Below are 24027 nucleotides of genomic sequence, written 5' to 3' on the forward strand. Positions count from 1 at the left end.
TGCTTCGCCCTCCGCGGGGTCAGTCATCGGCGAAGGCCAGGAAAGTGACGGTGGCCTGGTCGCCGATTCCGATCAGTGCGCGATCGAAGGTGTGGTCGGTCACGGGCGACCAACTAACGCCGTCATGGAAGTTGCCGGTGTCGAAGCACCAGGCGGGAAAGACGCAGTTGGACCACCAGCGGGTCTGCGGCCCGAGCAGGTACGCGACCTGCTGCAGGATCGGGCGAACGATGTCGGGCGTCCACGGCCCGGCCTGGCCCCTATAGGCCAGATCTTCGGTGCAGGCAGTTACCAGCAGCGCCATGATCTGGTCGTCGGAGAACGTGAGCAACTGCAGACTCTCGTCCAACTCCTCAACCGTGGGCGGCCAAGATCGCGCCGGGTAGTCGCCGCGCGGCATGTCCGGAGCCGACACCGCAGCGTGCAGCAGATGGGCAGGGGAGGCATGGGGGTCGTGGCCGACCGAGACGCGCGGATGGAAGGCAGAAGGTGAGGCGAGAGGGGCCAGCAACCGCCTGATCTCTGTTGCGGTGGTCATGAACCACAGTTGTACCGACTCGCAAGGCGAGCATGATCGGCCACATTCCTGCCAGCGTCTGGCAGGACGACGGCTGGCCGAGGCCAGCACCCTCCGCCATCACCAACTCGCCCTTGATGCGCCCCACATGGGGACGCATTCGCATACTGGATGGGCAGGCCGCGCTGAGACCGTCCGCCCTGGCCACCGGTCACCTCCCAGCCGCAGCACCCGGCGCGGCGATCAACGCTGGCCGCCTGCATACCGTTCTGGGCGAGTCGGTCCGCGCGGCGGGCTGGACGTTGGAAAGCGCCCCCTCAGCACCATCACGACGAGCACGCTCAGTGTTTGTTAGGCGTCGGTGCGCCAGTGGATCGGCTTGGCGTGCAGGTCGGCGGCTTGGTGTTCACCGAGTCGCGAGACTCATTCCTCGATCGGGACGAGGTTGCCGTCGGGGCCGTAGGTGTAGCGCGTGCGGGTGTGGGTGCGCATGAACTCCTGGATGTCGGCTTGAGTGATCGGGTTGGTGACAGGGGTCGGGAATCCCAGCAGGCGGATGGCTTGAGCGTCGATGTCGGTGTCTCGACGGCGGCCTTCGATGATGAAGCCCAGCAGGGCGCGCAGTGCTGCCTCGCCGCCCAGCTCTACAGGGTGGAAGGGCAGCGCATAGGGCGTCTTGTCAGGTCGGCCGGTGGTGCGGCGGACGGGGTGTTCGCCTGCCCAGTAGGGGTGTTCGAATTCCAAGGGCGTCCCGATGTTCTCGGTGACTCCGGTGGCGGGTGACAGGCTGAGTGATCGCAGCAGGGTGCCGTTTTCCCAGATCGCGTAGGCGAACCAGTCGGTGCCGCTGTGCATGGCGTGCAGGATCACCTGGCCGCTGTGGGTGCCGGCGCGTAGGAGATGGGAGGGGAGTTGGGACGGGCGGTCCACCATCACCTGCTGGTCGCAGAGCACGTCGATGCCGGGGAAGCTGCCTGCGTAGGCGACCCCTTGATCGGGATAGATGTAGTCGTCCAGGTTCCCCGGGGAGGTGGTGGATCCGTCCCAGGCGGGGTTGGTCTGACTGATCAGCGCCGCGGTGGCCGCCGGGTCGGGCTCGGGCGTGCTGCGCAGTAGGTCGGCGGGGTGGCCGTCGGTGTAGATGAGGACGGCTGTTTTGGCGCCCATGATTGATCACCTTCCGTTGTCCACCAGCCCATCTGGTCACAACTGGAGGGAACTTACATGGTCATTCAGACAGCGGTCGGGGGAGGTCCTCGTCCTCCTGCAACGAGAGGAAGGTGGGTGCCCCGTCTTCCGGGAGTACAGGTATGCAGCGGCCGCGCGTAGGAACCGAGAACCGGTTGTGGACCGCTTCAGTCCGCCGGCGACCGTGTGGGTCTGCTCCGCGTACGCCACGGCTTTGTGCCGTTGCGCTGTGAATGCCACAGGAAATCAGTCTTTGATGTCGCTGAACCTAGGGGAGGGACTGAGCAACAACCGGTGGGTTCGAATCGAGGCTCAGGTTCCCATCGCCGCTGGACCTGGGGTGAAGCGCCTGCCCAGCGACCCGTGGGCTGTCTGAGCAAACTTCAGCCTGAGTGAAACATCTCCATGCTCCCTGACGATCCCATGGTGTAGGTGAAGTCAAGGAGGTTCGGGTGACTCTGGCGCTTGTCCGTGATCTACGTGACCAGCGGGTTCCGGCGAGCCAGGAAGAGCTCCTCGACTTCGAGACCGATGTGCTGGCCGGGTTCGTGCTGGCGCGGTCTTCGGCCGGACTTGCTGACGGCACGATCCGCTCGGACGTGCTTCAGCTGGAGATGATGCGGCGCTGGTTCGATCGCCCGCTGTGGGAGATGGAGCCGGCTGATGCCGATGTCTACTTCGGCAAGGTGCTGCGGGACGCCAGCCCCGCAACGCGCAAGGGGCGTGCCAGCGCACTGACGGTGTACTTCCAGTTTCTGGAGCTGCGGCATGCCGTGGAGCTGTACAACATCGTCGGGCGACGGGTCGAGTGCCCGCTGGATGAGATCAACCGACCGCAGTTGTCGATCGAGCTGCAGTTGCGGGTGCCTCCCTCGGAGGCCGAGATCGAGGCGCTGATCGCCGGGTGGCGGCAGGACCTGGCGGTCTGCCGCAAGTTCGCGCCCACGGCACGCAACTACGCGGCTGCGCGCCTGGCGGCCGATGTGGGATTGCGCATCAACGAGGCGCGGATGCTGGATCTGCACGATGTCCGCTGGGACCTGGGCCGATTCGGGAAGCTGAACGTCCGGCACGGCAAGGGCGCCCGGCGGCGCGGCCCCAAGCAGCGGCTCGTGCCGCTCATCAACGGCGCCGACCGCAGCCTTCGCTGGTTCATCGAGGACGTATGGGGCTACTTCGACCTGGACCACGCCCGGCCCGGCGCCCCGCTGTTCCCCTCCGAGCGCAAGAACCAGGACGGTTCGAGCTGCCGGGTAACGGCGGACGTTTTCCGCAGGTCGCTGGCCAAAGCGACCACAAAGCACCTCCCGGAGTGGACGGGCCGGCTCACTCCGCACGTGCTGCGGCACTACTGCGCGTCCCAGCTGTACAGGGGAGGGATGAGCCTGCTGGCCATCCAAGAACTCCTCGGCCACGCCTGGACCGGCACCACGGTCCGATACGTCCACGTCAACCACACTCATGTCGAGGACGCCTGGGTGCAGGGGCAGCAGCGCGCGACCGACCGATGGAAGGGACTGGCCTGATATGAAGTGGAACCTGCGGTTGGCCGCGGCCAACCGCGGCATATGGAAGGCCAGCGAGCTGCAACGGATGCTTGCCGAGCGCGGCATGGTCATCAGCGCGGGGAAGATGTCGGGACTGTGGTCGGGCCAGCCCAACAGCGTCCGCCTGGACGAGCTGGACGTCATCTGCGCCGTGCTCGGCTGCGGCGTGCAGGAGCTGCTGCTGCCTGAACCCGATAGCGTCCCCGCTCCAGAAGCCGATGACCAGCAACGCAAAGCCGCCGGGCAGCCGCCCTCGGTGACTCCTCGACCCCGGAGCGGTCGCTCACTGCCGCCCCGGTGAACTGCCGGCACTGCGGCAGTCCGCTGCCGGGAGGTTCACGCCGCGATCGGCTCTTCTGCGACCGGCGCTGCCGTGACGCTTGTGGCCGCGCCCGGCAGGCCCGCGGACTGGCGCCCATGGGGCGCTGGCGGCATCCCGCGCTCACCGCCGACGATCCCGTCCTGGCGGCCGCCGCCGCCCGAGCGCAGGAACTGACCGAGTTGCACGGCTGGTCGCCTACGACCTTGCTCAAGACCCTCGACGGTCTGACCGCGGTGCTCGCCCGACCCGTCTCGGACCGGCAGATCACGCTCAGCGATATCCACGCCCTGCGGGGGCCCGGGTCTACTCCCCGGATATGCGAGGTACTCAGCGATATCGGGTTGATCGTCGTTGACGACACCGTCGCGCCGATCCGCGCCTGGATCGACCGGCGCACCGGGCAACTGCCCGCCGGGTTCGCCGACGACGTGCGCGCGTGGCTGCTGGTCTTGCTGGACGGGGAGGATCGGTCCCGGCCGCGGGCCCACTCCAGCATCTACGCCTACTTCGGCGCGGTCCGGCCGTTGCTGATGGATTGGGCGGTGCGCCGCCGCCATCTGCGGGAGATCACCGCGACCGACATCACCGCCGGACTCGATCCGCTGACCGTCGCCCAGCGCTGCCTTGCGATCAACGCCCTGCGATCGCTGTTCCGCTTCGCTAAGCGACGCGGCCTGATCTTCACCGATCCCACGACCCGGCTGACCCTGCCCACCGTCGATCCCAGCTTCCTTCCGATGACGGAGGAGGAGATCCGGGCCGTTGAGCAGCTCACCACCACCCCGTTGCAACGGATGGTGGTCGCCCTGGCCGCCGTCCACGCCGCACGGCCGAAGGCGATCCGGCTCCTTGCCCTGCCGGACGTCGACCTGCCCAACCGGCGCATCACTCTGGCCGGGCACCGGCAGCGCCTGGGCGAGTTGCCCTACCGCACGCTGGTGACCTGGCTTGACCACCGCCATGTGACCTGGCCCTTCACCCCGAACCCGCACCTGGTGCTGTCAGCCAAATCCGCGCTCGGCCAGGGGCCGGTCTCGTCGGCCTTCCTGAGGGCGCACGTGTCCCGGCGCGGGGTGGATCTGGAACGCATCCGCCGCGACCGGCTGCTGCACGAGGCGCTGACCGCGGCGCCGGACCCGCTGCACCTGGCAATGGTCTTCAACGTCTCCCACACCACGGCCGCCCGCTACGCCGCGGTCGCCCGGCGCATCCTGGCGCCCTGAGCTAAAACCCGCCCGGTTCCCACCCTGCAGCCGGAACCGAAAACATGTTCGACTAGCCTGGGGTTCATGGGAGGAGGGTCGACCAGCATCGGAACGAAAAGTCTCGTTAGGCGGTCGTTCCGGCTGACGCTGGCGTGACATTCCGTTCCGATGTGCGTGTCCGTTAGGGGATGGGCTACTGCAACAAGTCGATCATGCTCGGTCGTGGACCAGCGCCAGGCGTTGAGCTGCTGGTCGCTATCCAAGTGGTGCGTCTTCGTCTCGGCGATGAGTTCCACGAGCCCGCGGAGTCTGAACTGTCGGCCGGCGTAACCTCGCCACCGGTGTCCAGGGTCCGCGGACTGCCGCTCACCCCCGCCGACTTCCTGCGCTGACGGCGGGATCCGGGAGTTCGGCGTTCGGTGACCCGAGGCCCGGCGACACGGGATCCGGCGGCCCGGGGTCCTGTGGTGCCGGATACCGCACGGCTGCGGGAAAGCAGCGCAGCAGTGCGGCGAGCCGCGCGGTATCGCCCGTCACCTCGGTGTCTGCCCGCTCGACGGCGTCGTGCAGCGCCGCACCGGCGAACACCAGATCGCGCAATGTCGCCGCCTCCGGCACGTTCAGCCACGCCTCGGGTTCGGCGTGCTCACCGCGGTCCAGCTCGAGGCGCCCGCCCGCAACGGTGATGCGGAACCGATCGCCCGCGACGTCCAGCTGGCAGCGCAGCGACAGCTCACCCGCCAGTGCCGGATCGAAGGTGGCGCGCAGGGCGAACAGTAGCGCGTCGACGCTCAGTTCCGCCGCGCCGTCCTCGGGCAGCGGTGCGCGGCTGCCCCAGTGGGCGAGCGCGCGGAGCACGGGCTCCAGTTCCTGCCCGCGCTCGGTGAGTTCATACACGGCGGCGGGCGCAGGCGGTCCCAGGCGCCTTCGCCGCACCAGGCCGTCGGCTTCGAGCTCGCGCAACCGCTGCGCGAGGACGTTCTGGCTCATCTGCGGCAGCCCGCGGTGCAGGTCGGAGTAGCGCTTCGGGCCGAAGACCAGCTCCCGCACGACGAGCAACGCCCACCGCTCGCCGACCGCGTTCAGCGCTCGCGCGATGCCGCAGGGGTCGTCGAACAGCCGCTTCTTGCTCATGCACCCGAGTGTACTTGCGCACCAGGTGTGAATGCTCCTAAATTAGGAGCATGAACACTGTGACCTCCGTCGACGGCACCACCATCGGCTACACACGGCACGGCGACGGGCCCCGGTGATCCTGGTCGGGGGCGGTCTCGACGACGGAACGGAGAACGCCCCACTCGCCGAGGCGCTGGCCGCGCACCGTGCTCAACTAATCCGTTCGCAACACCGACCCGGAGCGTCCGCGCCACTAAGTCTCGAACGAGAAGGACCTTGACTGATGAACGTGTTCCTGTGGGTGCTCCAGGGGATCCTGGCCGCGATGTTCCTGATGGCCGGCGTCATGAAGACGACCCAGTCGAAGGAGAAGCTTCTCGAGAAGCTGCCGTGGGTGGAGGACTACTCGACCGGCACCGTGCGCTTCATCGGCACCGCGGAGTTCCTCGGCGCGATCGGCCTGATCCTTCCGGCCGCTCTGGACATCGCCCCGATCCTCACGCCGCTCGCAGCAACCGGCCTGGCAATCACCATGCTCCTGGCGATGAACGCCCACCGCCGCCGCCACGAGCCCGGCGCCATCGCGTTCCCCGGCGTGCTGTTCGTCGTCGCGGCCTTCGTGGCCGTGGCCCGGTTCGGTCCCTGGTCGTTCTGAGCATGACCGTCACCGTCTTCGGCGCGACGGGAGCGATCGGCTCCCTGACCGTCGTCGAACTCCTGGAGCGCGGCCACGACGTCACGGCCTATGCGCGGCCCGAAGTGCAAGTGAGGGAGGGGGCAGCCCACGTCGGTGTGAGCTGGGTTTACACCGGTGCTTTAGGTTCCGGGGTCATGCGGGACAAGATGGGGACACGACAAGGAGAGACGATGAGCGAGCTGACCACCACGCAGCCGGCTGGCACACCGACCTGGATCGACCTGGGCATCCCGGATCTCGACCGCGCGATGACCTTCTACGGCGCGTTGTTCGGTTGGGAGTTCGATGTGGGACCGGCGGAGTTCGGCCACTACACCCAGTGCTTGCTACGGGGCAGACCCGTCGCGGCCATCAGGCCGAACCCCGATCCCGACGCCACGGACTTCTGGTGGAACGTCTACTTCGCGACGGATGACTGTGACGCCGCGGCCGCCCGAGCGCGGGACGCGGGCGGCTCGATCATCACCGGCCCGATGGACGTGCTGGACCAGGGCCGGACGGCGATCATCAAGGACACCACCGGTGCGCAGTGTGGACTGTGGCAGGCCGGTGCCCACATCGGCTGCGAGATCGTCAACGAGCCGAACGCCCTGCTCCGCAACGACCTGGTCACCGCGGAATCCGGGCCCGCGCGCGACTTCTACGTCGCGGTCTTCGGCTACACGTTGGATGCCAACCCGGACATGCCCGAGCTCGACTTCACGTTCCTGCGCAGGCCGGATGGCCACGAGATCGGCGGCATCGCCGGTGACCCAAAGGCCACGAAGTCCCGTTGGGGGACCTTGTTCCAGGTGGACGACGCCGATGCGGCGGCGCGGCGAGCGGTCGACGCGGGTGGGACCTCGGCCGAGCCCTACGACATGATCTACGGGCGGGGCGCTCACATCACGGACCCGTTCGGCACGGAGTTCGATGTCGGTGCGGCGATGACGAGCTGAACCGGCGGTCAGCTGGCCGGGTGGTCGAGCTCGGCAAGACGCGCGTAGATGTCGTCGGTGTGGACCTCCTCGACAAGGTGAGACCGAGGTCGGCCAGGCACCATTGCAGCACCTGCGGGCTCTGCCCGGCTACGAGGAGTACGTCCTACGGGACATCAAGGACACAAACACGCCTGCCCTCAAGCTGTACGCCAAGCTCGGATTCACAAAGTACGAGCGTCGATCCAGCAGCTGCAGGCCTATCTGCGCACCTGCTGTCCGCCGCCGGCACCGGGACCTGCCCGGCAGCCTTGAACGCGCCCGGCCCCGGGCGACCGCACCGGACGGTCAGCTGCCGCAGTTGGCCATAGAGGGCGGTTCGACGCAAAAACGCTGGTCGCCTCCGGGTGGGCGGCGTAGCGTTGCGGGCTGTGCCGTTTCCGATCGAGGACCTGTCCCGTCCGTTCCGCCGCCCGAGTGAGCTGCGGCGTCTGGTCGAGGCCGTGCGCGCCGCCGACGACAAGGACGAGTCGCTGTGGGTGGAGTGGAAGAGCACGCTGGACCTGACCTCGCAGCCCGGGCTGCTGCATCTGGTCCGGCAGATCCTGGGTTTCGCCAACCGGGATCCGGAGGTGGCCGCGCAGTGGTGCGAAGGCAACGCCTACCTGCTGGTCGGTGTCAGCCCCGGCCAGTTGCAGGGAGTGGCCGGAGTCGACCCCCAGCGGCTGGTGCAGACCCTGCAGCCCTACCTCGGCAGCGAGATCACCTGGACGCCGGAGTACGTCACCGTTGAGGGCCGGGAGGTGCTGGTGGTGGAGATCGGCCCGCCCAAGCCGGGCGACCCGATCCGCTTCCTGCTCAAGGACCTGTTCATCACCAAGAAGACGCAGACCGCGGACGGTCCGAAGGACAAGCGGCACGGCTACCACCACGGCACCATCCTGATCCGCCGGCCGGGCGACACCGAACGCGCCGACCAGCACGAGCGGGAGATGCTCCAGCGCCGCCTGCGCGCCGCCGGGACCCGGCTGCACACCGTGCTGGTCGCCGACCCGCCCCGCATCGAGGCCGCGCCGGCGCTGGACGAACTGCTGGCCGGCTTCGTCGAGAGCGAGCGGGAGCGGCTGATGGCGGCCCGGTATGAGCCGCCATCAGCCGCAACCGATGGCCCGCAGCCGCGAGGCTTTTTCGCCGCTGCTGCCGCCCGCGCCATGGTGCCCCCCGATCCGCGCAGCCGGGACGAGTACGCGACCGAGATCGAGGCGTATCTGGAACAGGTGCGCCAGGACGTGCGCGATGCCGTCACCGGAGATCTGAAGGACCACCGGCCGGCGCACCTGGCGCTCACGCTGGTCAACACCGGCGAGCAGCCCTTCGCCGGGGTCGAGGTCACCGTGACCGTGCAGGGTCCAGGAGTTCGGTGCATCGATCCGGACTGGGAGACCAACTCCAAGAACCTGAGCATCCGGTTGAACAGGTGCCGCAGGGCGCCGGGGTGTTTGTCCCCGTTCTCTCGGCGTCGCTGATAGTGGGCCCGTGCGGGTTCGTAGTTGGTGGAAGCGGTGAAGGCCTAGACGAACCCTGCGGCGGCGAGGCGATCGTTCTTGATCGTTCGGTGGGTGATGGAGATGCTGCGGCCCGAGGCGCGGGTGATCGGCGCGACCGAGCGCGCCCTGAGCGCGGGGATCGCCGCCGCCGGGCCTGGGGCCCGCACCGGGGACATCTCGCACGCCATCGGCTCGGTGCTCCGGGAGGCGGGGCACTCGATCAACACCGAGTTCGGCGGCCACGGCATCGGCTCGACGATGCACCAGGACCCGCACATCTCGAACACCGGGCGCCCCGGCCGCGGGTACCGGCTGCGCCCCGGGCTGCTGCTCGCGCTGGAGCCGTGGATCATGGCGGACACCGCCGAGCTCGTCACCGACGCCGACGGGTGGACGCTCCGAAGCGCACCGGGCTGCCGGACGGCCCACAGCGAGCACACCATCGCGATCACCGGCGACGGCGCCGCGGTCCTCACCCTGCCGAAGCAGGCCCGCCCGTAGGGAGCCGCCGCCCGGTCCCGGCGCGGTGGAGGCTCGCGGGGGCCATCGTGCATCCACGTCAATTGGCCACAAAGCGCCTTGGCCGAGTCGGGCACGTGGTCGCTCGGTACGACCGTCAGCGAGTAGAGCGCCGGCGCGAGGTAGGGCCGGTCGCCAGCGGCCCCACCAAGCGCTGAACATGGCAACCCCGGCCAGCGTGTTCCGCCCGCAGGCTCCCCCCCGCCCCGACGAGCCCGAGCCCGAGCCCGAGCCCGAGAGCCAGGATGAGGCCGCGGCACCGTTGCGGGTCGAGGTGATCGAGCCACCGGCCGACCGGCCACAGGAGTCGGCGGTGCGGTTCGAGGTCCGCGTCCCACCCAGCGGCCAGGTGACTCTGGTGCCGGGACGGCAGCGGTTCTCGGTTCCCCAGGGTCTGGCCGGACGAACGTTGACCGTCTGGGCTGACCTGCGCAGCCTGCAGATCCTGCTCGACGGGCATCTGGTCCGCACATGCCCGTGTGAGACGGAGTGACGGGGGCAGATGCGGGCAGGACGCCCGCATCTGCCCCCGTCACGGGTTCCGTGCGGACCTCAGGATCGGGCGTCTCCGACCGAGACCATGTCGAGGCTCGCCCGGTTGTGGCGCTCCACCCAGTTCATCAGCGCCGTGTGGCAGGCGTGGTCCAGGTGCCGCAGACCGGTGAGGTCCAGTTGGACCGGCCGATCTCGGGGGAGCTTCTCCAAGGTGTCCAACATCTGCGGTAGACGCAAGAACGTGGCGTGGCCGGCCAGGGCGACACGCACCGGACGCCCATGCGCGCCGGTCACCTCTTCCCTTTCGTCCACCTCGATCTGGATGTGCGAAGTCTCCCAGGCTGTCTTGATCACAGCCAGCACCAGGCCGAGCAGCACTCCCTCGAACAGGTTGAGGACGACCACTGCCGTGGCCGTGAGGACGAGGATCAGTGCCTCTCCGCGATGACGGCGCCACAAGGGGCGCAACTGCTTGACAGGCATGAGTTTCCAGCCGGCGTGCACGAGCACGCCCGCGAGGGCGGCGAGCGGGATGATTCCCAGCGCCGCGGGGAAGGCCGCGGCGAACAAGAGAATCCAGAGCCCGTGCAGGACGCGCGAAGCCTTGGTCTGCGCTCCTGCCTGCACGTTGGTGGCGCTGCGTACGATCACCGCCGTCATCGGCAGGGCTCCCAGGAGCCCGCACACGGTGTTGCCGGTGCCCTGGGCCATGAGCTCCTTGTCGTAGTCGGTACGGGGGCCGTCGTGCATGCGATCGACCGCGGCGGCGCTGAACAGGCTTTCCGCGGAAGAGATGAGCGCGAATGCCAGCACGGTTCCGAGGACGCCGATCTCGGCCAGTCGGGCCACGTCGCCGATGCCGGGTGGCTGGACGGCTCCGAGAAGGCCCTGTACGTCCAGCCGAGCCACGGGCAGATCCAGCAGGAAGGACGCACCCGTCGCCAGAGCCACGGCCGCGAGCGGTGCCGGAACTTTTCGGACTCGCTCCGGCAAGTGCGCCCATCCCGCCAGCAGTGCGACGGTGCCCGCGCCGACGCCGAGCGCGGCCAGCGCCGCGGCTGATCCGGTGCTGTCGAGGAGCAGGCCCGGCAGCCCGGCGAGTTTGGCCATGCCCGAGCCGGGCGCGGTGGCATCGGCCATGGCGTACAACTGCCCGGCGATGATGGTCAGGCCGATTCCGGCGAGCATGCCCTCCACCACGGCCACGGAGATCGCGCGGAACCACCGCCCCATCCGCAGCGCGCCGAGCAGCAACTGCAGGAGGCCCGCCGCGAGGACTATCGCGCCGAGCGTGCTCAGGCCGTATGTCTGGACGGCCTCGTACACCAGGACGGTCAGGCCTGCGGCGGGCCCGCTGACCTGGAGGCTGCTGCCGGGAAGCAGACCGGTCACCAGGCCGCCGACTATGCCGGTGATCAGGCCCAGCTCGGCCGGGACGCCGGAGGCGACCGCGACTCCCACGCACAGCGGCATGGCGACGAGGAAGACGACAAGGGACGCGGTGATCTCGTTCCGGAGCACTCGGGAGGACCGCAGGGTCGTTGGGAGCATCGGTCCTCACCTACAGGGGAGAGAAGGTGTCGGCGTCCGGCCGGTGCGCCAGCACCGATCCGGTGTGCACTTCGTAGTACCAGGCGTGCAGGCCGATCCGGCCGTCGGCGGCCCGCTCGTCCACGCCGGGATAGGTGCGCAACCGCTCCAGTTGATCGAGCACATGTCTCTGGACCGCTGCCGCCAGGTCGCCGCAGCCGGCGGAAGGGGATGCCGCCCGCTCGGATGGGGCGTTACCGGGCAGACGCGGCGAGGTGCCGGCGGCCTCGGCCAGCCATGTGCGGACGGCGGGGGCAGCGCTGAGGTCGTCGCCGCGGACCAGGGCGCCGACGGCCCCGCAGTGGGAGTGGCCGCACACCACGATGTCGGCGACGCCGAGGATCTCGATCGCGAACTCGATGGTCGCCGCTTCGCTGGTAGGACGGTCCAGCCGGTACGGCGGAACGATGTTGCCCGCCGTGCGCAGCTCGAACAGCTCGCCTGGACGGGCTCCGGTGAACAGGGAAGGGATCACGCGCGAGTCGGAGCAGGTGATGAACAGCGCCAGGGGCGACTGGCCGTCGGCGAGCCGATGCAGTTCTCCGCCGTTCTCCGCGGCCCGGGAGCCGAACGTTCGGGCATGGTCGATGAAAGTGCGCATGCGAAATACCTCCAGGGTGTCCCCGCGAATGCGAGGGCATCGTAGGAGTTGGACAAAGGACGATCTGACGGTGTGGTCGTCCGGCCGCGTTGACCCGTTCCGATACCGATGTGCGATAAGAGCGTCGTTCATTTCATGTGGCATGGTCGTAACGACCAGGCACGACGGCTTACGCCCTCAAAATGGTGTTTCGGCAGGAAGAACACGCGCCGGAGGGCGCTGTCAGCAACGGAATACCTGGAGGATGGCGGGTATGTTCCCGGTGGTACGTCTGCTGATCGCGTGCACGAGCCCGCCGACGCGGCGCGGAAACGCGATCGTGCTCACGCCGGCGGTGAATGCCGAGCGTGTCGGGGTGTCCGGGGCTTTGACCTCTTTGGGGTTGGCCACGCGACTGCTCGCCCGGACAGTCAGATGTTTGGGCGACTCCTGTGCGGACTTCCGCTCCTCCGAACTGGAGCGAAGTGCGCCCGAGTCGCTCAGCTGAATGCTGCCCGCCGAAGTCGGCGCCGTGAACTCGCCGGGTCCTGCGCTTTGGAGAGCCGTGTTCAGGACCAGGTGCAGGCAGCCGCAAAGGACGATGATGAGCAAGGCGGCGGCACGTCTCATCGTGCTGTGCCCTACCACCGGCGACGTCCTCCGATCGGGCCGGGCTCATCCAGCCGCATCGTCCGCTACCAACTGACCTGTACGTGAAGCGCTGATGGCTCGCCAAGCTGCTTGACAGTGCATTCGAGCGCCCGGCAGAAAGCGGGTGGCAGCCAGATCACGACCCTATCACGCATCGTTAGTCTCTGATCACGAAGCCGGAATCGGTTCCAGGGATGGCGGGAGCTTTCCGGTCGGCCGTGCCGGCTTGCGCGGTGCCGGGGTGTCGGCCAGTCCCGTGCGGTCGGCCGCCGGTCCCATCTTCTACATTGATAGAAGATGATGGTTGGAGTCCCGGGCGGCGACGATCCCCTGTTGGCGCCCCGCGCCAGAGGATGCGCCCGCCTGATCTCCAGGAGCATGACGCTGCCGCTCTTCATCGACGGCTCCGAGACGGTGCACCGGGCGCCGGGTCGGGACGCTGACGGTGGTGGTCATCACTCCGGCGCTGGCCGGGCGGGCGCGGATGCCCGTGAGCGAGAGGCCAACGAGCAAGCTGGTCAATGGAGCGGCTTTCAGGAGTCCGGGCGGGCCTGATGCCTCTGGCTACCGTGGGTTAGCGAGGTCGTGGTGGCGGGGGTGTCAATTGTGGGAGATCGTGAACGAGGCCACAAGAAGATCGCGCTACCGCTCAATCTGCGTGGTCGACAGTGGGTTGAGTGGTCGCCGCTTGTCCGCTCAGGTGCCCCGAGCCGGGTCGGGCTGAAATCTGTTTCGCGGCATGCCCAACAGGCCGGGAGTTCAGGGTGGCTAGAGGTCGTACAGAATCAGCGGACGAGGCGTCGCCAGCAGAGGATGGCTGCGGCCAGGGTCATGAACGCCTCGTGGAAGTCGTCGCGGGTCTCCCAGCGGATGCGTAAGCGGCGGAACCAGTGCAGGAGGGCGATCGTGCGCTCGACGGCGTAGCGGTGGACGCACAGTCCCGAGCCGTGCGGGCTGCCGCGGCGGACGATGACCGGTTTGACGCCCTTGCTCCAGACCAGGCGGCGGTGCTTGTCGTGGTCGTAGCCGCGGTCGGCCAGCATCCGCTCGGGTCTTCGGCGAGGCCCTCCGACCCGGCCTCGGACGGGCGGCACCTTGTCCAGCAGCGGCATCAACAGGGTGACGGTTTCTCATGATCCGCCAACACCTGCGGCGCCCCTCCGCCCGGCGGAGGGGCGCCGCAGCAGCCTTCAAGTGGAGCGGCGGGCGGTGGCCAGGGCGGCGGCAGTCAGGGGGAAGAGGGCCGTGACCGCCAGGATGGGGGAGGGGCTCCGTGACTCCGCGAGCGCCCCGGCGAGAGCCGAGCCGACCCCGCCGCCGACGAAGAACGTCAGGTTGAGCAGGCCCATGCCCGCGCCGCGCAGCGGCATCGGGAGTCGTGCCGACACCTCACCGGTGATCACGACCTGGGTGACGGCGAACGCTGCGAGGCAGAGCGACGCCGCGACGACCGGCGGCCAGGGGCCGCCCTCACCTGTGGAAGCCGCGGCCAGTGCGGCGGCCGCGGCGAGCGCGGTGCCGGCCAGCAGCAGGCGGCCGCCCCGCGCGCCGAGAGAGCCGGCGCGCCGGGCCAGTGCCGCGCCGACCACGGCGCCCGGCAGCAGCGCGGCGCCGATCTTGAGGACGTTCCAGCCGTGCTCCCCAGCGAGGACCTGCGGGACCACGTACATCGCGGCGAAGAGCCCGCCGAACACCCCGGCCCCGATCACCGCCGAGATCCGGTAGCCCGCCTCGCCGAGCACCGGGTGCGGGACGAACCCGTCCGGCCGCCGCGCCACCCGCCATGCCAGCGCCCCGCCGGAGAGGACGAGCGCCGCCGCGAGCGCGGCGACGACCGTGCCGCCAAGGTCGAGCGTCCTGGCCTGGATGAGCACGAGCATCGCGCTCACGGCCGCGGTCAGCGCGGCGGCCCCCGCGACATCGACGAAACGGCGCGACCCCGGCCGCCGCGCCAGCCCGAGGCAGAACGGGACGGCCGCCACCGACAGCACAGGAAGCACGACGGTGACACGCCAGCTCAGCCAGGTCGTCACCGCGCCCCCGGCCAGCGTCGCCGCGGAGGCGAACACCGCCATGACCGCGCCGTATCCGGCGAGCACCCTCGGACGATCGGCGGGCTCCACACCGGCGAGCAGCGCGGCCCCCACCGCCGCCGTCCCCCCGGACCCCGCCGCCAGGACGAGCCGTCCGGCCACCAGGACGCCGAGGCTCGGCGCCGCGGCGCACACGACCGCCCCGGCGGCCAGCACCGCCGCCGCGATCAGCAGCGTGGCCCGCGTGCCCCACCCATCTGCCAGACGGCCGAAGACGGCGGTGCCGACGCCGAGCGCCAGCGCGTGCGCCGTCAGCACCCATGCGACCTCCGCGGGCCCGGCGTGCAACTCCCTGGCGATCTCCGGGAGGGCCACGGCCGCCGCCGTCACGCCGAACACCGACGGCCCGAACAGTGCGCCGAGCCGCAGCGCGGTCGGCGCCGGGCCCATGCGCGGCGCCGCGACCCCGGCCTCCGCGGTCGCGGTCACCGGTCGCCCCGCAGCGACGACCAGCGCTCGTCGTCCACGAAGTGCACGTCGTAGCGGTCCTGCTCGGCCCGCAGTCCCTCGAACGGCTCCAGCCCGTGCTGGACGCGGGCCAGCCGCCGAAAGTAGCCGAAGCGCTCGACCCCGGGCGCGAGGACGGCCAGCAGGTCGGCGCCCGTGCCGGCCGCCGCGCCGAAGGCGTGCGGTAGCCGCGGCGGGACGACGACCAACCCGCCCGCCGCGACGGTCTCAACCCGATCGCCGAGGAGGAACTCCATCGTCCCGTCCACGACATAGAACAGCTCGGTGGACAGCGCGTGGTAGTGCGGGGCGGCGCCGTCGCGGCCCGGCCCCACCGTGAGCCGGTTGGCGCCGAGCGCGCCCGCGGTCTGGCTCGCGTCGGCGAGCAGGGTGAACGCCCCACCTTCCGGAAGTCCGACGGCCTCCGCGGCCTCCGGGATGACAACGAGGGGATGCAACGACCTCACGCTCCTGTCGAATATCGGGTTTTCGTCCGAGCTCCATTCGAGCCGGGGAACAACCCGCGAACCACAGGCGCTTTGGACCCTGAGTCATCACGGATCGAGATGAATCGAGGGGGGCCGGGTGGAACTGCGCCAGCTGGAGTACTTCGTAGCTGTCGCCGAGGAGGGCGGGTTCGGGGTCGCCGCCGAGCGCATCGGCATCGTCCAGTCGGCGGTGAGCCAGCAGGTCCGCCGGCTCGAACGCGAGCTGGGCGTGCGGCTCTTCGACCGCACCACCCGGCGCGTCCAGCTGTCCGGCGCGGGCGAGCGGCTGCTGCCCGAGGCGCGTGCCGTCCTCGCCGCCCTGCACCGCACACGGCAGGTCGCGGCCGACGTCCGCGCCGGTGTCGACGGCGTCCTGCGCCTGGGCACCGTGCACGGCCCCGGCGACCGGATCTACCGCGTCCTCAGCGAGCTGGCCGCCGTGGCGCCGCGCGTCCAGGTCCGCCCCCGCCGCCTGGCCCTGCCCGACCGGCTGTCCGCCGTCCGCTCCGGCGAGCTCGACGCCGCTCTGATCCGCGCGCTCAGCGACGCGCCCGGCCTCGAACTGCTCCCGGTCTGGACGGACCCGTTGTACGTCGCCCTGCCCGCCGGGCACGCCCCGGCGCAGCGCCCCGCACTCGACCTCGCGGATCTGGCGGACCTCCCCCTCCGCCTCGCCCCGCGCGAGGACAACCCGCCCTTCCACGACCTCATCACCAGCGCCTGCCGGACGGCCGGGATCGCGCCGCCGCTCGGCCCGCCCTTCACCACGTTCCAGGAGACCCTCACCGACATCGGCGTGGGCGACCCGTCCTGGACCGTCTTCTACGAGGTGGCGGGCCTCCCCGAAATCCCCCGCGTCACCGTCCGCCGCCTCACCTCTCCCACGATGACGACCTACCTCGCCGTCCCGCCGGGCCCGCCCGTCCCGGCCGTTCGCCACCTGCTGGAAAGCTTGATCCGGGTCACCTGACAAAGACCGTGGGCAGCTGGTTCGACTTGGCAGAGGAAGGAGCCGTACGGGCCGCGCGAAACGGTAGGACGCGAAGAGGTGTTTCCAGGTGGCGCTGATGTCGCGGGCGACGTGCTCAGGAGATCGAGGAGCATCTCTGCGAAAGGGGTGGCCATGGCGTCGGTTCTGGTCACGGCATATCAGCGGCTGCTCTCCGAGTCTGCGTCACCAAGCCCCCTCCGCGAAGGCTTCGCTACGTAGCGGGAAGTGATTTCCTGGTGCCAGATCTGACACCGGCCACCAGCAGCGCGGCCTGAGCCGCGGGCTTCCTCCGCCGCGAGCTCGATTCCGCGCCCCCTCCTCGCCTCGTCCACGCCGTTTCAACGCCTCGGCCGCTTCTGGCGTTCACCCGTCCGCCTGTGGTGACCGCGCCGGATCCGGCCACCCGGGTCCTTGTCGCCCTTGGCCTAGTTGACGTTGTCGGTGACCGTCCACAGCTGCGAGGAGGTCAGGTCGTGGGCGAACTGGCGGCGCCGGGCGGTGGTCCAGGCGTTGGCGCCCGAGCGCCAGGCTTGGGCGAGGGGGACCATGTGGTCGATGTCCAGATCGTCGCGCTGGGTCCAGGTCGCCCGTCATAGGGGCTGGTCCGGGTCCCCGAGACGGCCTGGTGCTGGTCGTTGGTCTGGATGTTTTCGCCGTCGCGTTCCAGGACGGGCTCGTGGGTGTTGCACGTTCCGGAGATGGTGATCCAGTGCGGGAACTTCGCCCGGCTGTAGCGGTCCATGGACCCCTCGGAGGCCACGGTCAGCTCGGCCAGGTGAGGGCGGGCAGTGTCGGCGTTCGAGGCTTGTTGATGGTTCGGAGCTGGCGGGCCGAGTGGATGAACAGCGCCTCGCCGGCGATCAGCAGATCGACCAGGCGGTCCCCGGGGGCGGCCAGGGCCCCGGCCGCATCGCGGGCCTGGAGAGGACCCGGCTGCGATCTTCGATGCGCTCCCGCCGCACCACCCGCTGGGTGCTGAACACGACCAAGATGGCCGTGGAGCGGGCCGCTCGGGTGCCCCGTCATCGCGAGCTCGTCCACACGCCCGTCGTGACCGCCCCTGGGCACGCCTGCTGATCGCCACGATGGGGGAGGACGCTGTCGGCGGCCTCCCCCACGGCGCTTCTGTAGGGCGTCGGCCTCGACGAAGACCGGGGCGGCGGGTACGCGGCATGGAACGAAGGTGGACCGGATGACCGAGGTCAGGCAGGTGCTCCAGCAGCAACTGTCGACCGCTTGGGCGCTCTTCGACTACCACGCGCAGCAGTGGCGCGAGGACGACCTGTTCTGGGAACCGGCACCGTCGTACTGGACCATGCACCAGGTCGAGGGCGGTGGGGCCCCCGACTTCTCCGACGTCGAGCCCACTCCCGTCCCGGCCCCCACGATCGCCTGGCTGACCTGGCACATCGGCTGGTGGTGGACCACGGCGCTCGCTCATCTGAAGCAGACCGACATCCCGGCACGCGAAGAAATCGAGTGGCCGGGCACCTGCACCTCGATCACCGAATGGCTGGGCGACATCCACGAGGCATGGCGGACGGCGCTGGCGGCCACCGACCGCCTCGACGACGATCGGCGTTCCCCTGGCCCGCAGAGGCGGGCCACACCGTCGCCGACATGTGCGCATGGGTGAACATCGAACTCATGAAGAACGTCTCCGAGATCGGCCAGCTCCTTATCCTGCGACGCGCACGGCATTGACCGGCGCACCGTCCACCTTGCCGACCACTCGATACGGCGAGGACGGGAGCCGGGCCGGGTGCTGATCCGGTTGCGTGCATCACTGAGGGGCGGTGAAGTCTGGACGCCTCACCGGGCCGCACGGCGCCCTCTACCCTGCTGCGGGTCAAATCGGCCCGAATGCGGCGAGCCCGCGTGGTCACCAGGTGCGGGCGGCTGGGATCGCTCACTGGCGTGATCCGGACCGTCTTCATAGGTGTAACCCCGCGGTGAGCAGCTGGTCTGATCCGGTGCGGGTCAGTGGGGCAGGCCCATGCGGGCGGCCATGCCGCGCAGTTCGCGGCCGCCGGCGTCGGTGAAGGCGAGACTCGTCCGGTCAGGGATGTCGTACTGATCAACGTGGCCGCCGCGATCGCCGCCTACCGCGGGCTGGACGGCGAAGTGCGCGCCCGCAGGGTCGCCGGCCTTCGGGGGGCGGCGGCGGCCATCGACTCCGGCGCTGCCACGAAGACGCTGGGCCGGTGGGCTCAGGCCGTTGCCCAGCAGAACGGCCTCCTATCTCGGTCCGTTGACCGGGCCATCCCCTGACCGACCCGCCATGCCGGTGCCGGCGGCGGTAGCACTCGCCGGCCGCTGCAGCCTAGGGGTGCTCCGAAGCGTCCCTTTGGAGCGACCAGAGCAGGGCGATGACTGTGTTCTCCAAGCGTTCGACGCTCTGCAACGCTTCCTTCAACGCCGCGAAGGGGTCGGCGACATCCCTGTTGGTCAGGGCTTCTTCCAACTCCAGTCGTAGCGCGGCAAGCGGTGTGCGCATCTCGTGCGAGGCCTGGACGGCGAATCGGCGCTGCCTTTCGGCCGGCGCCTCGCCGTTGAACCGGGCGCGCCGGTCGGCGTCGAAGCTCTTGCATACCTCGGTCGTCCTGGCCGAGATGAACTCGATGTCCTGGCGCATTGTGCGGGTCCTTTCGCTGGTGCGGCGGGTGTACGCCGCGGCCTATGGAGGGCCGGGGGAGTCACCGGGTGTGAAGACGCCGCTGAGGGCGGCGGCGTACGCGGCCGCTGCGGCGCTCTCGGCGATCTCGTCGTCCACCGGCCCGCGGGCGACGAGCAGGCGGTAGTAGAGGGGGGCGCCGACGGCGCTGGTGACCGCGATGCCGTCGGTCCCCGGCGGCAGTTCGCCGCGTCCCACGGCCCGCTCGACGATCCGGGACGCGAGGCGGTTGCGCTCGGCGATCACCGTCGCCCAGGCGGTGGACGCCTCGGGGGACCGGACGGCGGCGGCCACGACGCCCTCGACGAGCGCCCGGGCCCTGGGCTGCCGGTACAGCGCGGCGATCTCCAGCGCGAGCGCCCGGAGGTCGTCCTTCAGCGAGCCGGTGTCGGGTATCGGGATCTCGGTCTTGCCCATTTCGCCCAGCAGGTCGACGACGAGCCCCTCGACCGTCCGCCATCGCCGGTACAGCGTGGCCAGATGCACGCCCGAACGCGCGGCCACCTTCTCCAGGGTGAGCCCGGCGTATCCGCCGGCCTCCAGTTCCTCCCGGGTCGCGGCCAGCACCGCCGCACGGGTGCGCGCCGTCCGGCCGCCGGGGCGCACGGCCCCCGTCGCGGGCGGCTTCGCGTCCATCCGAGACGCCCCTTCCTATGGGTTGTGTCACAGGATAACGCGAAATCGTTCGCATTAACAGTCGGATGTCAGATGAGCTGGAGGTCCGCCCGCCTGGTGGCCCTGCTCGGCCGAGTGCCGGGCCGAATCGCCTCAGCGCAAGACGCCGACCCGCCGCGCAGTCAACCGGCCCGCCTACTAGGCGCCGCCGGCACGGCAGCGCAGATGGCGGCGATCGACGAGGCGACCCGCGAGGTCGGCGACCGGACCACCGCCCTGGCCAGCGAGTTCCTGGAATAGACCCCGCCCCCGCGGGGCCTGCTGGCGGCACTCGCCGCAGGGTTCAGGTGCCAGGCCGAGCGGCCGGCGGCGCGGTCGGGGGAGGCAGGCGGAGGGCGGCCCGGACGCGGGCGCCCTCCACCGTTGACTCATGAGCGGCCGCGGCTGGCGGCGTTGTGCTGCAGCCGCCCGCACCCATGAAGCGGTTGGATCCACCTTGGTCGGGTGGGGCTGCGGGCGCGTGTCAGCCCAGTGCTTTGCGCAGCAGCGCCGTCAACTGATCCTGTTCGTCGGGTGAGAGGCGTCCGACCGCCGTGCGGGCGAAGGTGAAGGCTGTGGCGAACCGGTGGTTGATCTCGTCTCCTCGGGAAGTTCGCGCGACGAGCCGTGCGCGGCGGTCCCGGGGATTCGGTTCGCGGGTCACGAGGCCGAGCGCTTCGAGACGCGCGACGATCTGGGTGATGTTGGAGGCATCGCAGCCGAGCTCCTCGGCCAAGGCGCCCATGGCGCGTCGCTCATCGAGTCGCCCGAGCACACATGCCTGCGCCGAGCTGAGCGACAGCTCGGCAGCCGTAGCAATCGGGCACGTCCCGCCACGGAACGCCGGTCCGCACCCGCAAGCGGATCCCATCGATGAGCTGCCGCTTGGTCCATTTCGACGGTCGACCCGATCGCCTGGGAACGGGCAGCAGCGGCCCCAGGATCGCCCATTGCGCATCGGTCAGGTCGAACCGCCTCGTCGCCCCTAGGGTGGCCACGAGGTCTCCGGTTTCAGGTTCTTCTTGGTCGATGAACCATCTACCGGAGACCTCACTGCGTCCGGCTCACAACACGCCGACACTCACCCCACTTCGAAACACGGCCTAGGCGGGACGGACGAGACGGTGGTCGTAGGCCCAGATGACGGCCTGGACCCGGTCGCGGACGTCGAGCTTGGTGAGGATCCGGCCGACGTGGGTCTTGACGGTGCCCTCGGCCAGGTGGAGGCGGGCGGCGATCTCGGCGTTGGACAGGCCCTGGGCGATGTGGAGGAGGACTTCGCGTTCGCGGTCGGTGAGGGGGTCAGGGCCGGTGGGGCTCGGAAGGCCGGGGGCCACGTGATCCAAGAGGCGGCGGGTCGTGGAGGGGGCGATGACGGCGTCGCCCCGATGGACGGTTCGGATCGCGGTCAGCATCTCCTCGGCGGGGGCGTCCTTGAGGAGGAAGCCGGAGGCTCCCGCTCTGAGGGTGGCGAACGCGTATTCGTCCAGGTCGAAGGTCGTCAGGGCGAGGACCCGAGGCCTGGTCGCCCGGCAGATTCTCCGGGTGGCCTCGACGCCGTCCATGACGGGCATGCGGATGTCCATGAGCACAATGTCGGCGGCGGGGGCCAAGCGGACGGCTTCGGCTCCGTCGGCGGCCTGGCCGACGACACGCAGGTCGGGCTGGGAATCGACGACCAAGACGGTTCCGGTGCGGACCAGGTCTTGGTCGTCGGCGACCACGACGTTGATGGTCATGACGTCTCCGGGTACGGAAGGTGACCCCGCAGGATATAGCCGTCCCGGGTCGGGCCGGCATTGAGGGAACCGCCCAGCGCGTGCAGCCTTTCACGCATGCCGCTCAGGCCCATGCCAGGTGTGGACGGAACCGCCGTGCCGTTGTCCCGGATGGCGATGGTCAGCGCGTCGGCGCCCCAGTCGAGCGCGACGACCGCTCGGACGGTGGTCCCCGCGTGTTTCACGGCGTTGGTCAGCCCTTCCTGGACCAGGCGGTAGGCGGCCAGCTCTGCGGCGGGGCTGAGTGGACGGGGTGTGCCCTGGTCGGTGCGGCTGACTTCGAGGCCGGTGGAGCGGACCTGGTCCAGCAGTGCCGGTAGGTCGCGCAGAGTCGGTTGGGGGCTCTGGTCAGGGCGCAGCACGCTCAGAAGGCCGCGCATGTCGGTGAGCGCCGCTCGTCCGGCGTCCTCGATGGCGGACAGTGCGTCGGCCGCGTGGTCCGGGGCGTAGCGGCCAGCCTTGGCCTGCGAGACGATGACGGCCAGGGAATGGGCGATGACGTCGTGCATCTCGCGGGCGATGCGGGTGCGCTCCTCTTGCCGTGCCTGTTCCGCCGAGTTCTGGGCGAAGGCGAGTTGGGTGCGACGAACCAAGCCCATGCTCCACGCGGCCGCGACGATCGCCAGCAGCAGCGCGAGCAGGAGCCACGGGTTCGGCCCCAGGCTCGCCGAGCGGACGCTGCCGTCGGCGGCGAAGCAGGCGGCGACCAGGCAGGAGCCGAGAACGCCGGTGGCCAGGGCGACGGCGCGTCGGCCGTAGGCCGTCACCGCGTACAGGGACATCGGGAGGACCAGGACGGACGGCAGCACCAGGAACAGGCCGGTGACCGTGGCCTGCGTGACGAACGCGGCGCAGACCACGGCGTGTGAGACGAGCGGACGGGTGCGGCGTCCGATGAGGGCCAGGTGCGCGACGATCGCCGCGATCAGGAGGACCGTCGCGCGCGCTCCCGGGACCGAGAGCGCAGCGACGAGCGCCGACAGGCTCGCCAGGGGGATACCGCTGACGAATGCCAACGTCGCGTCCGCACGTGCTGCACGCATGGGGTGAAGGGTAGGTCAGCGGGTGAGCCGCTGGTAGATCAGGGTGGCGCCGCCCAGCGTCAGGCCGAACAGCAGCCACGACCCGTAGACCGCGCCGACCATCGCGACGGTCAGCGGATCGCCGAAGTCGACTGGACCGTCGCTCAGCCCGACGGCTTGTGCGACGGTGCCGAAACCGGCGAGCGCGCCCATGCTGACCAGCGCACCGGTCGCCGCCCACGCGGGCACCAGCAGCGGGCGGCGCGGCAGGCGCCGTCCCCAGGGCTGGACCAGCGCCAGCGCCAGCACTCCTCCGCCCAGCAGCATGACCGACTCCATGTACGGGAAGCCCTCGGTGTACGGCTCCGGACGGGCGGCGCTGCCGCCGAACGACCAGTACAACTTCAGCAGCGGGTAGGGGAACGCCAGCGTGAACGCGGTGTAGCCGAGCCACGGTCGTTCACGCCACGGGCCCCGGGCCCGGCGGGCGAGCGCGAGCACCAGCAGGGCCGAGGTCAGCAGGCTAGTGCCGCGGGTGGCCGCGCCGACCCAGTTGACCTGGGCGAAGTCGCCTGCCGGGATGCCGGTCGCCCAGAAGAAGGCACGGAAGCCGTCCAGGACGACTCCGCCGCCCGCCCACAGCAGGAGCACGGCGGCGGTCCGTCCGGCCCAGGCGCGCTCCGTCGACGCGAACAGCAGGGCGAGCGCGACGCCGGCCAGCGTCACCCAGGTGGGGGCGAAGCCCTGGTCGTAGGTGGGACGGTGCGGGGCCAGCACCGTAACGGCGGCGACGGCCCCCGCCACGATCACGGCGCGGGTGTCAGTGAGAACGCTCATGGCCGCAACGCTGCCGTCGCGCGGCGGTCCGGCGCGTCTTCCCACGGTCCTCCGAAGCGGTGACCTTCGGGGTATTGACTGCGGGGGCGTCAACCGGCTGCCGGGCCTGCCAAGCACAACTCCGAGCGTCAACTGCCGCACCGGCTCCGGAG

The 24027-nt window shown here is 70.1% G+C and carries 28 protein-coding genes and 1 pseudogene; 13 read left to right on the top strand and 16 right to left on the bottom strand.

The window, feature by feature from the left end:
* Positions 1-19: 19 nt before the first annotated feature.
* Complete coding sequence (locus tag AB0C87_RS09020) at positions 20-538, bottom strand: hypothetical protein (protein ID WP_353831486.1); 519 nt, start codon at positions 536-538, stop codon at positions 20-22.
* 402 nt (positions 539-940) lie between these two features.
* Positions 941-1684, bottom strand: coding sequence for a hypothetical protein (locus AB0C87_RS09025; protein ID WP_360577009.1), 744 nt, complete (start codon positions 1682-1684; stop codon positions 941-943).
* A gap of 473 nt (positions 1685-2157) precedes the next feature.
* On the opposite strand from AB0C87_RS09025, the gene AB0C87_RS09030 reads away from it, so the two are divergent.
* The 3 genes from AB0C87_RS09030 (at position 2158) to AB0C87_RS09040 (ending at position 4797) form a co-directional block, all read left to right on the top strand.
* Entirely contained in the window at positions 2158-3231 is a 1074-nt protein-coding gene (locus AB0C87_RS09030) for a tyrosine-type recombinase/integrase (RefSeq protein ID WP_353834918.1), read from the top strand.
* 1 nt (position 3232) lies between these two features.
* Positions 3233-3553 (top strand): helix-turn-helix domain-containing protein, encoded by a 321-nt coding sequence (locus AB0C87_RS09035; protein WP_353834919.1) that lies wholly within the window; start codon positions 3233-3235, stop codon positions 3551-3553.
* A gap of 116 nt (positions 3554-3669) precedes the next feature.
* The gene (locus AB0C87_RS09040; protein WP_353834920.1) at positions 3670-4797 is read left to right on the top strand and encodes a hypothetical protein; all 1128 of its coding nucleotides are present in this window, start codon (positions 3670-3672) and stop codon (positions 4795-4797) included.
* Positions 4798-5145: 348 nt separating this feature from the next.
* Here AB0C87_RS09040 and AB0C87_RS09045 read toward each other — a convergent pair whose 3' ends face one another.
* Positions 5146-5913: a helix-turn-helix domain-containing protein gene (locus tag AB0C87_RS09045; RefSeq protein WP_179843826.1), complete on the bottom strand. Its 768-nt coding sequence runs from the start codon at positions 5911-5913 to the stop codon at positions 5146-5148.
* Between the two features lie 265 nt (positions 5914-6178).
* Between AB0C87_RS09045 and AB0C87_RS09050 the strand changes: the two genes are divergently transcribed.
* The 5 genes and pseudogenes from AB0C87_RS09050 (at position 6179) to AB0C87_RS09070 (ending at position 10068) form a co-directional block, all read left to right on the top strand.
* The gene (locus tag AB0C87_RS09050; protein ID WP_179843825.1) at positions 6179-6550 is read left to right on the top strand and encodes a DoxX family protein; all 372 of its coding nucleotides are present in this window, start codon (positions 6179-6181) and stop codon (positions 6548-6550) included.
* Positions 6551-6552: 2 nt separating this feature from the next.
* On the top strand, positions 6553-7530 hold the full coding sequence (locus AB0C87_RS09055; RefSeq protein WP_360577010.1) for a VOC family protein: 978 nt from the start codon (positions 6553-6555) through the stop codon (positions 7528-7530).
* Positions 7531-7940: 410 nt separating this feature from the next.
* Positions 7941-9035 (top strand): ATP-binding protein, encoded by a 1095-nt coding sequence (locus AB0C87_RS09060; RefSeq protein ID WP_360577011.1) that lies wholly within the window; start codon positions 7941-7943, stop codon positions 9033-9035.
* A 123-nt stretch (positions 9036-9158) separates the two neighbouring features.
* Positions 9159-9557, top strand: a pseudogene (locus AB0C87_RS09065) (M24 family metallopeptidase); the annotation flags it as partial.
* Positions 9558-9735: 178 nt separating this feature from the next.
* Positions 9736-10068, top strand: coding sequence for a hypothetical protein (locus tag AB0C87_RS09070; protein ID WP_360577012.1), 333 nt, complete (start codon positions 9736-9738; stop codon positions 10066-10068).
* Positions 10069-10127: 59 nt separating this feature from the next.
* Here the strand turns inward: AB0C87_RS09070 and AB0C87_RS09075 are convergent, their stop codons facing one another.
* The 5 genes from AB0C87_RS09075 to AB0C87_RS09095 all read right to left on the bottom strand — a co-directional run bounded on the left by AB0C87_RS09075 (position 10128) and on the right by AB0C87_RS09095 (position 15889).
* Entirely contained in the window at positions 10128-11591 is a 1464-nt protein-coding gene (locus AB0C87_RS09075) for a SulP family inorganic anion transporter (RefSeq protein ID WP_360577013.1), read from the bottom strand.
* 40 nt (positions 11592-11631) lie between these two features.
* Complete coding sequence (locus AB0C87_RS09080) at positions 11632-12261, bottom strand: carbonic anhydrase (RefSeq protein WP_345180203.1); 630 nt, start codon at positions 12259-12261, stop codon at positions 11632-11634.
* A 1415-nt stretch (positions 12262-13676) separates the two neighbouring features.
* A complete protein-coding gene (locus AB0C87_RS09085) occupies positions 13677-14003 on the bottom strand; it encodes a transposase (RefSeq protein WP_353834927.1) in 327 nt (108 codons plus the stop codon).
* A gap of 78 nt (positions 14004-14081) precedes the next feature.
* On the bottom strand, positions 14082-15413 hold the full coding sequence (locus AB0C87_RS09090) for an MFS transporter (protein WP_360577014.1): 1332 nt from the start codon (positions 15411-15413) through the stop codon (positions 14082-14084).
* Positions 15410-15889, bottom strand: a complete 480-nt coding sequence (locus AB0C87_RS09095; protein ID WP_345180118.1) for a cupin domain-containing protein — start codon at positions 15887-15889, stop codon at positions 15410-15412. Before AB0C87_RS09095 ends, AB0C87_RS09090 begins: the two co-directional genes overlap by 4 nt.
* Positions 15890-16016: 127 nt before the next feature.
* On the opposite strand from AB0C87_RS09095, the gene AB0C87_RS09100 reads away from it, so the two are divergent.
* Complete coding sequence (locus tag AB0C87_RS09100) at positions 16017-16889, top strand: LysR family transcriptional regulator (protein WP_353834929.1); 873 nt, start codon at positions 16017-16019, stop codon at positions 16887-16889.
* A gap of 446 nt (positions 16890-17335) precedes the next feature.
* Here AB0C87_RS09100 and AB0C87_RS09105 read toward each other — a convergent pair whose 3' ends face one another.
* The gene (locus AB0C87_RS09105; RefSeq protein WP_360577015.1) at positions 17336-17458 is read right to left on the bottom strand and encodes a hypothetical protein; all 123 of its coding nucleotides are present in this window, start codon (positions 17456-17458) and stop codon (positions 17336-17338) included.
* A 286-nt stretch (positions 17459-17744) separates the two neighbouring features.
* Between AB0C87_RS09105 and AB0C87_RS09110 the strand changes: the two genes are divergently transcribed.
* From AB0C87_RS09110 to AB0C87_RS09120, 3 genes are all read left to right on the top strand, one after another.
* Entirely contained in the window at positions 17745-17987 is a 243-nt protein-coding gene (locus tag AB0C87_RS09110) for a hypothetical protein (RefSeq protein WP_353834931.1), read from the top strand.
* Between the two features lie 115 nt (positions 17988-18102).
* On the top strand, positions 18103-18546 hold the full coding sequence (locus AB0C87_RS09115; protein ID WP_353834932.1) for a DinB family protein: 444 nt from the start codon (positions 18103-18105) through the stop codon (positions 18544-18546).
* Between the two features lie 347 nt (positions 18547-18893).
* A complete protein-coding gene (locus tag AB0C87_RS09120) occupies positions 18894-19181 on the top strand; it encodes a hypothetical protein (protein WP_353834933.1) in 288 nt (95 codons plus the stop codon).
* 52 nt (positions 19182-19233) lie between these two features.
* On the opposite strand, the gene AB0C87_RS09125 is transcribed toward AB0C87_RS09120, so the two are convergent.
* Positions 19234-19545, bottom strand: coding sequence for a histidine kinase dimerization/phospho-acceptor domain-containing protein (locus tag AB0C87_RS09125; RefSeq protein ID WP_353834934.1), 312 nt, complete (start codon positions 19543-19545; stop codon positions 19234-19236).
* 42 nt (positions 19546-19587) lie between these two features.
* Positions 19588-20220: a TetR/AcrR family transcriptional regulator C-terminal ligand-binding domain-containing protein gene (locus AB0C87_RS09130; protein ID WP_353834935.1), complete on the bottom strand. Its 633-nt coding sequence runs from the start codon at positions 20218-20220 to the stop codon at positions 19588-19590.
* A 72-nt stretch (positions 20221-20292) separates the two neighbouring features.
* On the opposite strand from AB0C87_RS09130, the gene AB0C87_RS09135 reads away from it, so the two are divergent.
* Complete coding sequence (locus AB0C87_RS09135; RefSeq protein WP_353834936.1) at positions 20293-20499, top strand: hypothetical protein; 207 nt, start codon at positions 20293-20295, stop codon at positions 20497-20499.
* Positions 20500-20722: 223 nt separating this feature from the next.
* On the opposite strand, the gene AB0C87_RS09140 is transcribed toward AB0C87_RS09135, so the two are convergent.
* From AB0C87_RS09140 to AB0C87_RS09160, 5 genes are all read right to left on the bottom strand, one after another.
* Positions 20723-21109, bottom strand: a complete 387-nt coding sequence (locus tag AB0C87_RS09140; RefSeq protein WP_360577016.1) for a MarR family transcriptional regulator — start codon at positions 21107-21109, stop codon at positions 20723-20725.
* A complete protein-coding gene (locus tag AB0C87_RS09145) occupies positions 20994-21236 on the bottom strand; it encodes a transposase (protein WP_353834938.1) in 243 nt (80 codons plus the stop codon). The genes AB0C87_RS09140 and AB0C87_RS09145 overlap by 116 nt, the downstream gene beginning before the upstream one ends.
* 105 nt (positions 21237-21341) lie before the next feature.
* Positions 21342-21977 (bottom strand): response regulator transcription factor, encoded by a 636-nt coding sequence (locus tag AB0C87_RS09150; protein ID WP_360577017.1) that lies wholly within the window; start codon positions 21975-21977, stop codon positions 21342-21344.
* Positions 21974-23059 (bottom strand): histidine kinase, encoded by a 1086-nt coding sequence (locus AB0C87_RS09155; RefSeq protein WP_353834939.1) that lies wholly within the window; start codon positions 23057-23059, stop codon positions 21974-21976. The genes AB0C87_RS09150 and AB0C87_RS09155 overlap by 4 nt, the downstream gene beginning before the upstream one ends.
* 15 nt (positions 23060-23074) lie before the next feature.
* Entirely contained in the window at positions 23075-23875 is an 801-nt protein-coding gene (locus AB0C87_RS09160) for a hypothetical protein (RefSeq protein WP_353834940.1), read from the bottom strand.
* Positions 23876-24027: the final 152 nt, after the last annotated feature.

The sequence above is a fragment of the Actinomadura sp. NPDC048021 genome, from assembly GCF_040653135.1.
In the GTDB taxonomy this organism is placed as follows: Bacteria; Actinomycetota; Actinomycetes; order Streptosporangiales; family Streptosporangiaceae; genus Spirillospora; species Spirillospora verrucosospora.

Coding starts and splice junctions, on each gene's coding strand:
- AB0C87_RS09020 (WP_353831486.1), bottom strand. CDS start 538: ATGACCACCGCAACAGAGATCAGGCGGTTGCTGGCCCCTCTCGCCTCA.
- AB0C87_RS09025 (WP_360577009.1), bottom strand. CDS start 1,684: ATGGGCGCCAAAACAGCCGTCCTCATCTACACCGACGGCCACCCCGCC.
- AB0C87_RS09035 (WP_353834919.1), top strand. CDS start 3,233: ATGAAGTGGAACCTGCGGTTGGCCGCGGCCAACCGCGGCATATGGAAG.
- AB0C87_RS09040 (WP_353834920.1), top strand. CDS start 3,670: ATGGGGCGCTGGCGGCATCCCGCGCTCACCGCCGACGATCCCGTCCTG.
- AB0C87_RS09045 (WP_179843826.1), bottom strand. CDS start 5,913: ATGAGCAAGAAGCGGCTGTTCGACGACCCCTGCGGCATCGCGCGAGCG.
- AB0C87_RS09050 (WP_179843825.1), top strand. CDS start 6,179: ATGAACGTGTTCCTGTGGGTGCTCCAGGGGATCCTGGCCGCGATGTTC.
- AB0C87_RS09055 (WP_360577010.1), top strand. CDS start 6,553: ATGACCGTCACCGTCTTCGGCGCGACGGGAGCGATCGGCTCCCTGACC.
- AB0C87_RS09070 (WP_360577012.1), top strand. CDS start 9,736: ATGGCAACCCCGGCCAGCGTGTTCCGCCCGCAGGCTCCCCCCCGCCCC.
- AB0C87_RS09080 (WP_345180203.1), bottom strand. CDS start 12,261: ATGCGCACTTTCATCGACCATGCCCGAACGTTCGGCTCCCGGGCCGCG.
- AB0C87_RS09085 (WP_353834927.1), bottom strand. CDS start 14,003: ATGCCGCTGCTGGACAAGGTGCCGCCCGTCCGAGGCCGGGTCGGAGGG.
- AB0C87_RS09105 (WP_360577015.1), bottom strand. CDS start 17,458: ATGGTCCCCCTCGCCCAAGCCTGGCGCTCGGGCGCCAACGCCTGGACC.
- AB0C87_RS09115 (WP_353834932.1), top strand. CDS start 18,103: ATGACCGAGGTCAGGCAGGTGCTCCAGCAGCAACTGTCGACCGCTTGG.
- AB0C87_RS09125 (WP_353834934.1), bottom strand. CDS start 19,545: ATGCGCCAGGACATCGAGTTCATCTCGGCCAGGACGACCGAGGTATGC.
- AB0C87_RS09130 (WP_353834935.1), bottom strand. CDS start 20,220: ATGGACGCGAAGCCGCCCGCGACGGGGGCCGTGCGCCCCGGCGGCCGG.
- AB0C87_RS09135 (WP_353834936.1), top strand. CDS start 20,293: ATGAGCTGGAGGTCCGCCCGCCTGGTGGCCCTGCTCGGCCGAGTGCCG.
- AB0C87_RS09140 (WP_360577016.1), bottom strand. CDS start 21,109: ATGGGATCCGCTTGCGGGTGCGGACCGGCGTTCCGTGGCGGGACGTGC.
- AB0C87_RS09150 (WP_360577017.1), bottom strand. CDS start 21,977: ATGACCATCAACGTCGTGGTCGCCGACGACCAAGACCTGGTCCGCACC.
- AB0C87_RS09155 (WP_353834939.1), bottom strand. CDS start 23,059: ATGCGTGCAGCACGTGCGGACGCGACGTTGGCATTCGTCAGCGGTATC.
- AB0C87_RS09160 (WP_353834940.1), bottom strand. CDS start 23,875: ATGAGCGTTCTCACTGACACCCGCGCCGTGATCGTGGCGGGGGCCGTC.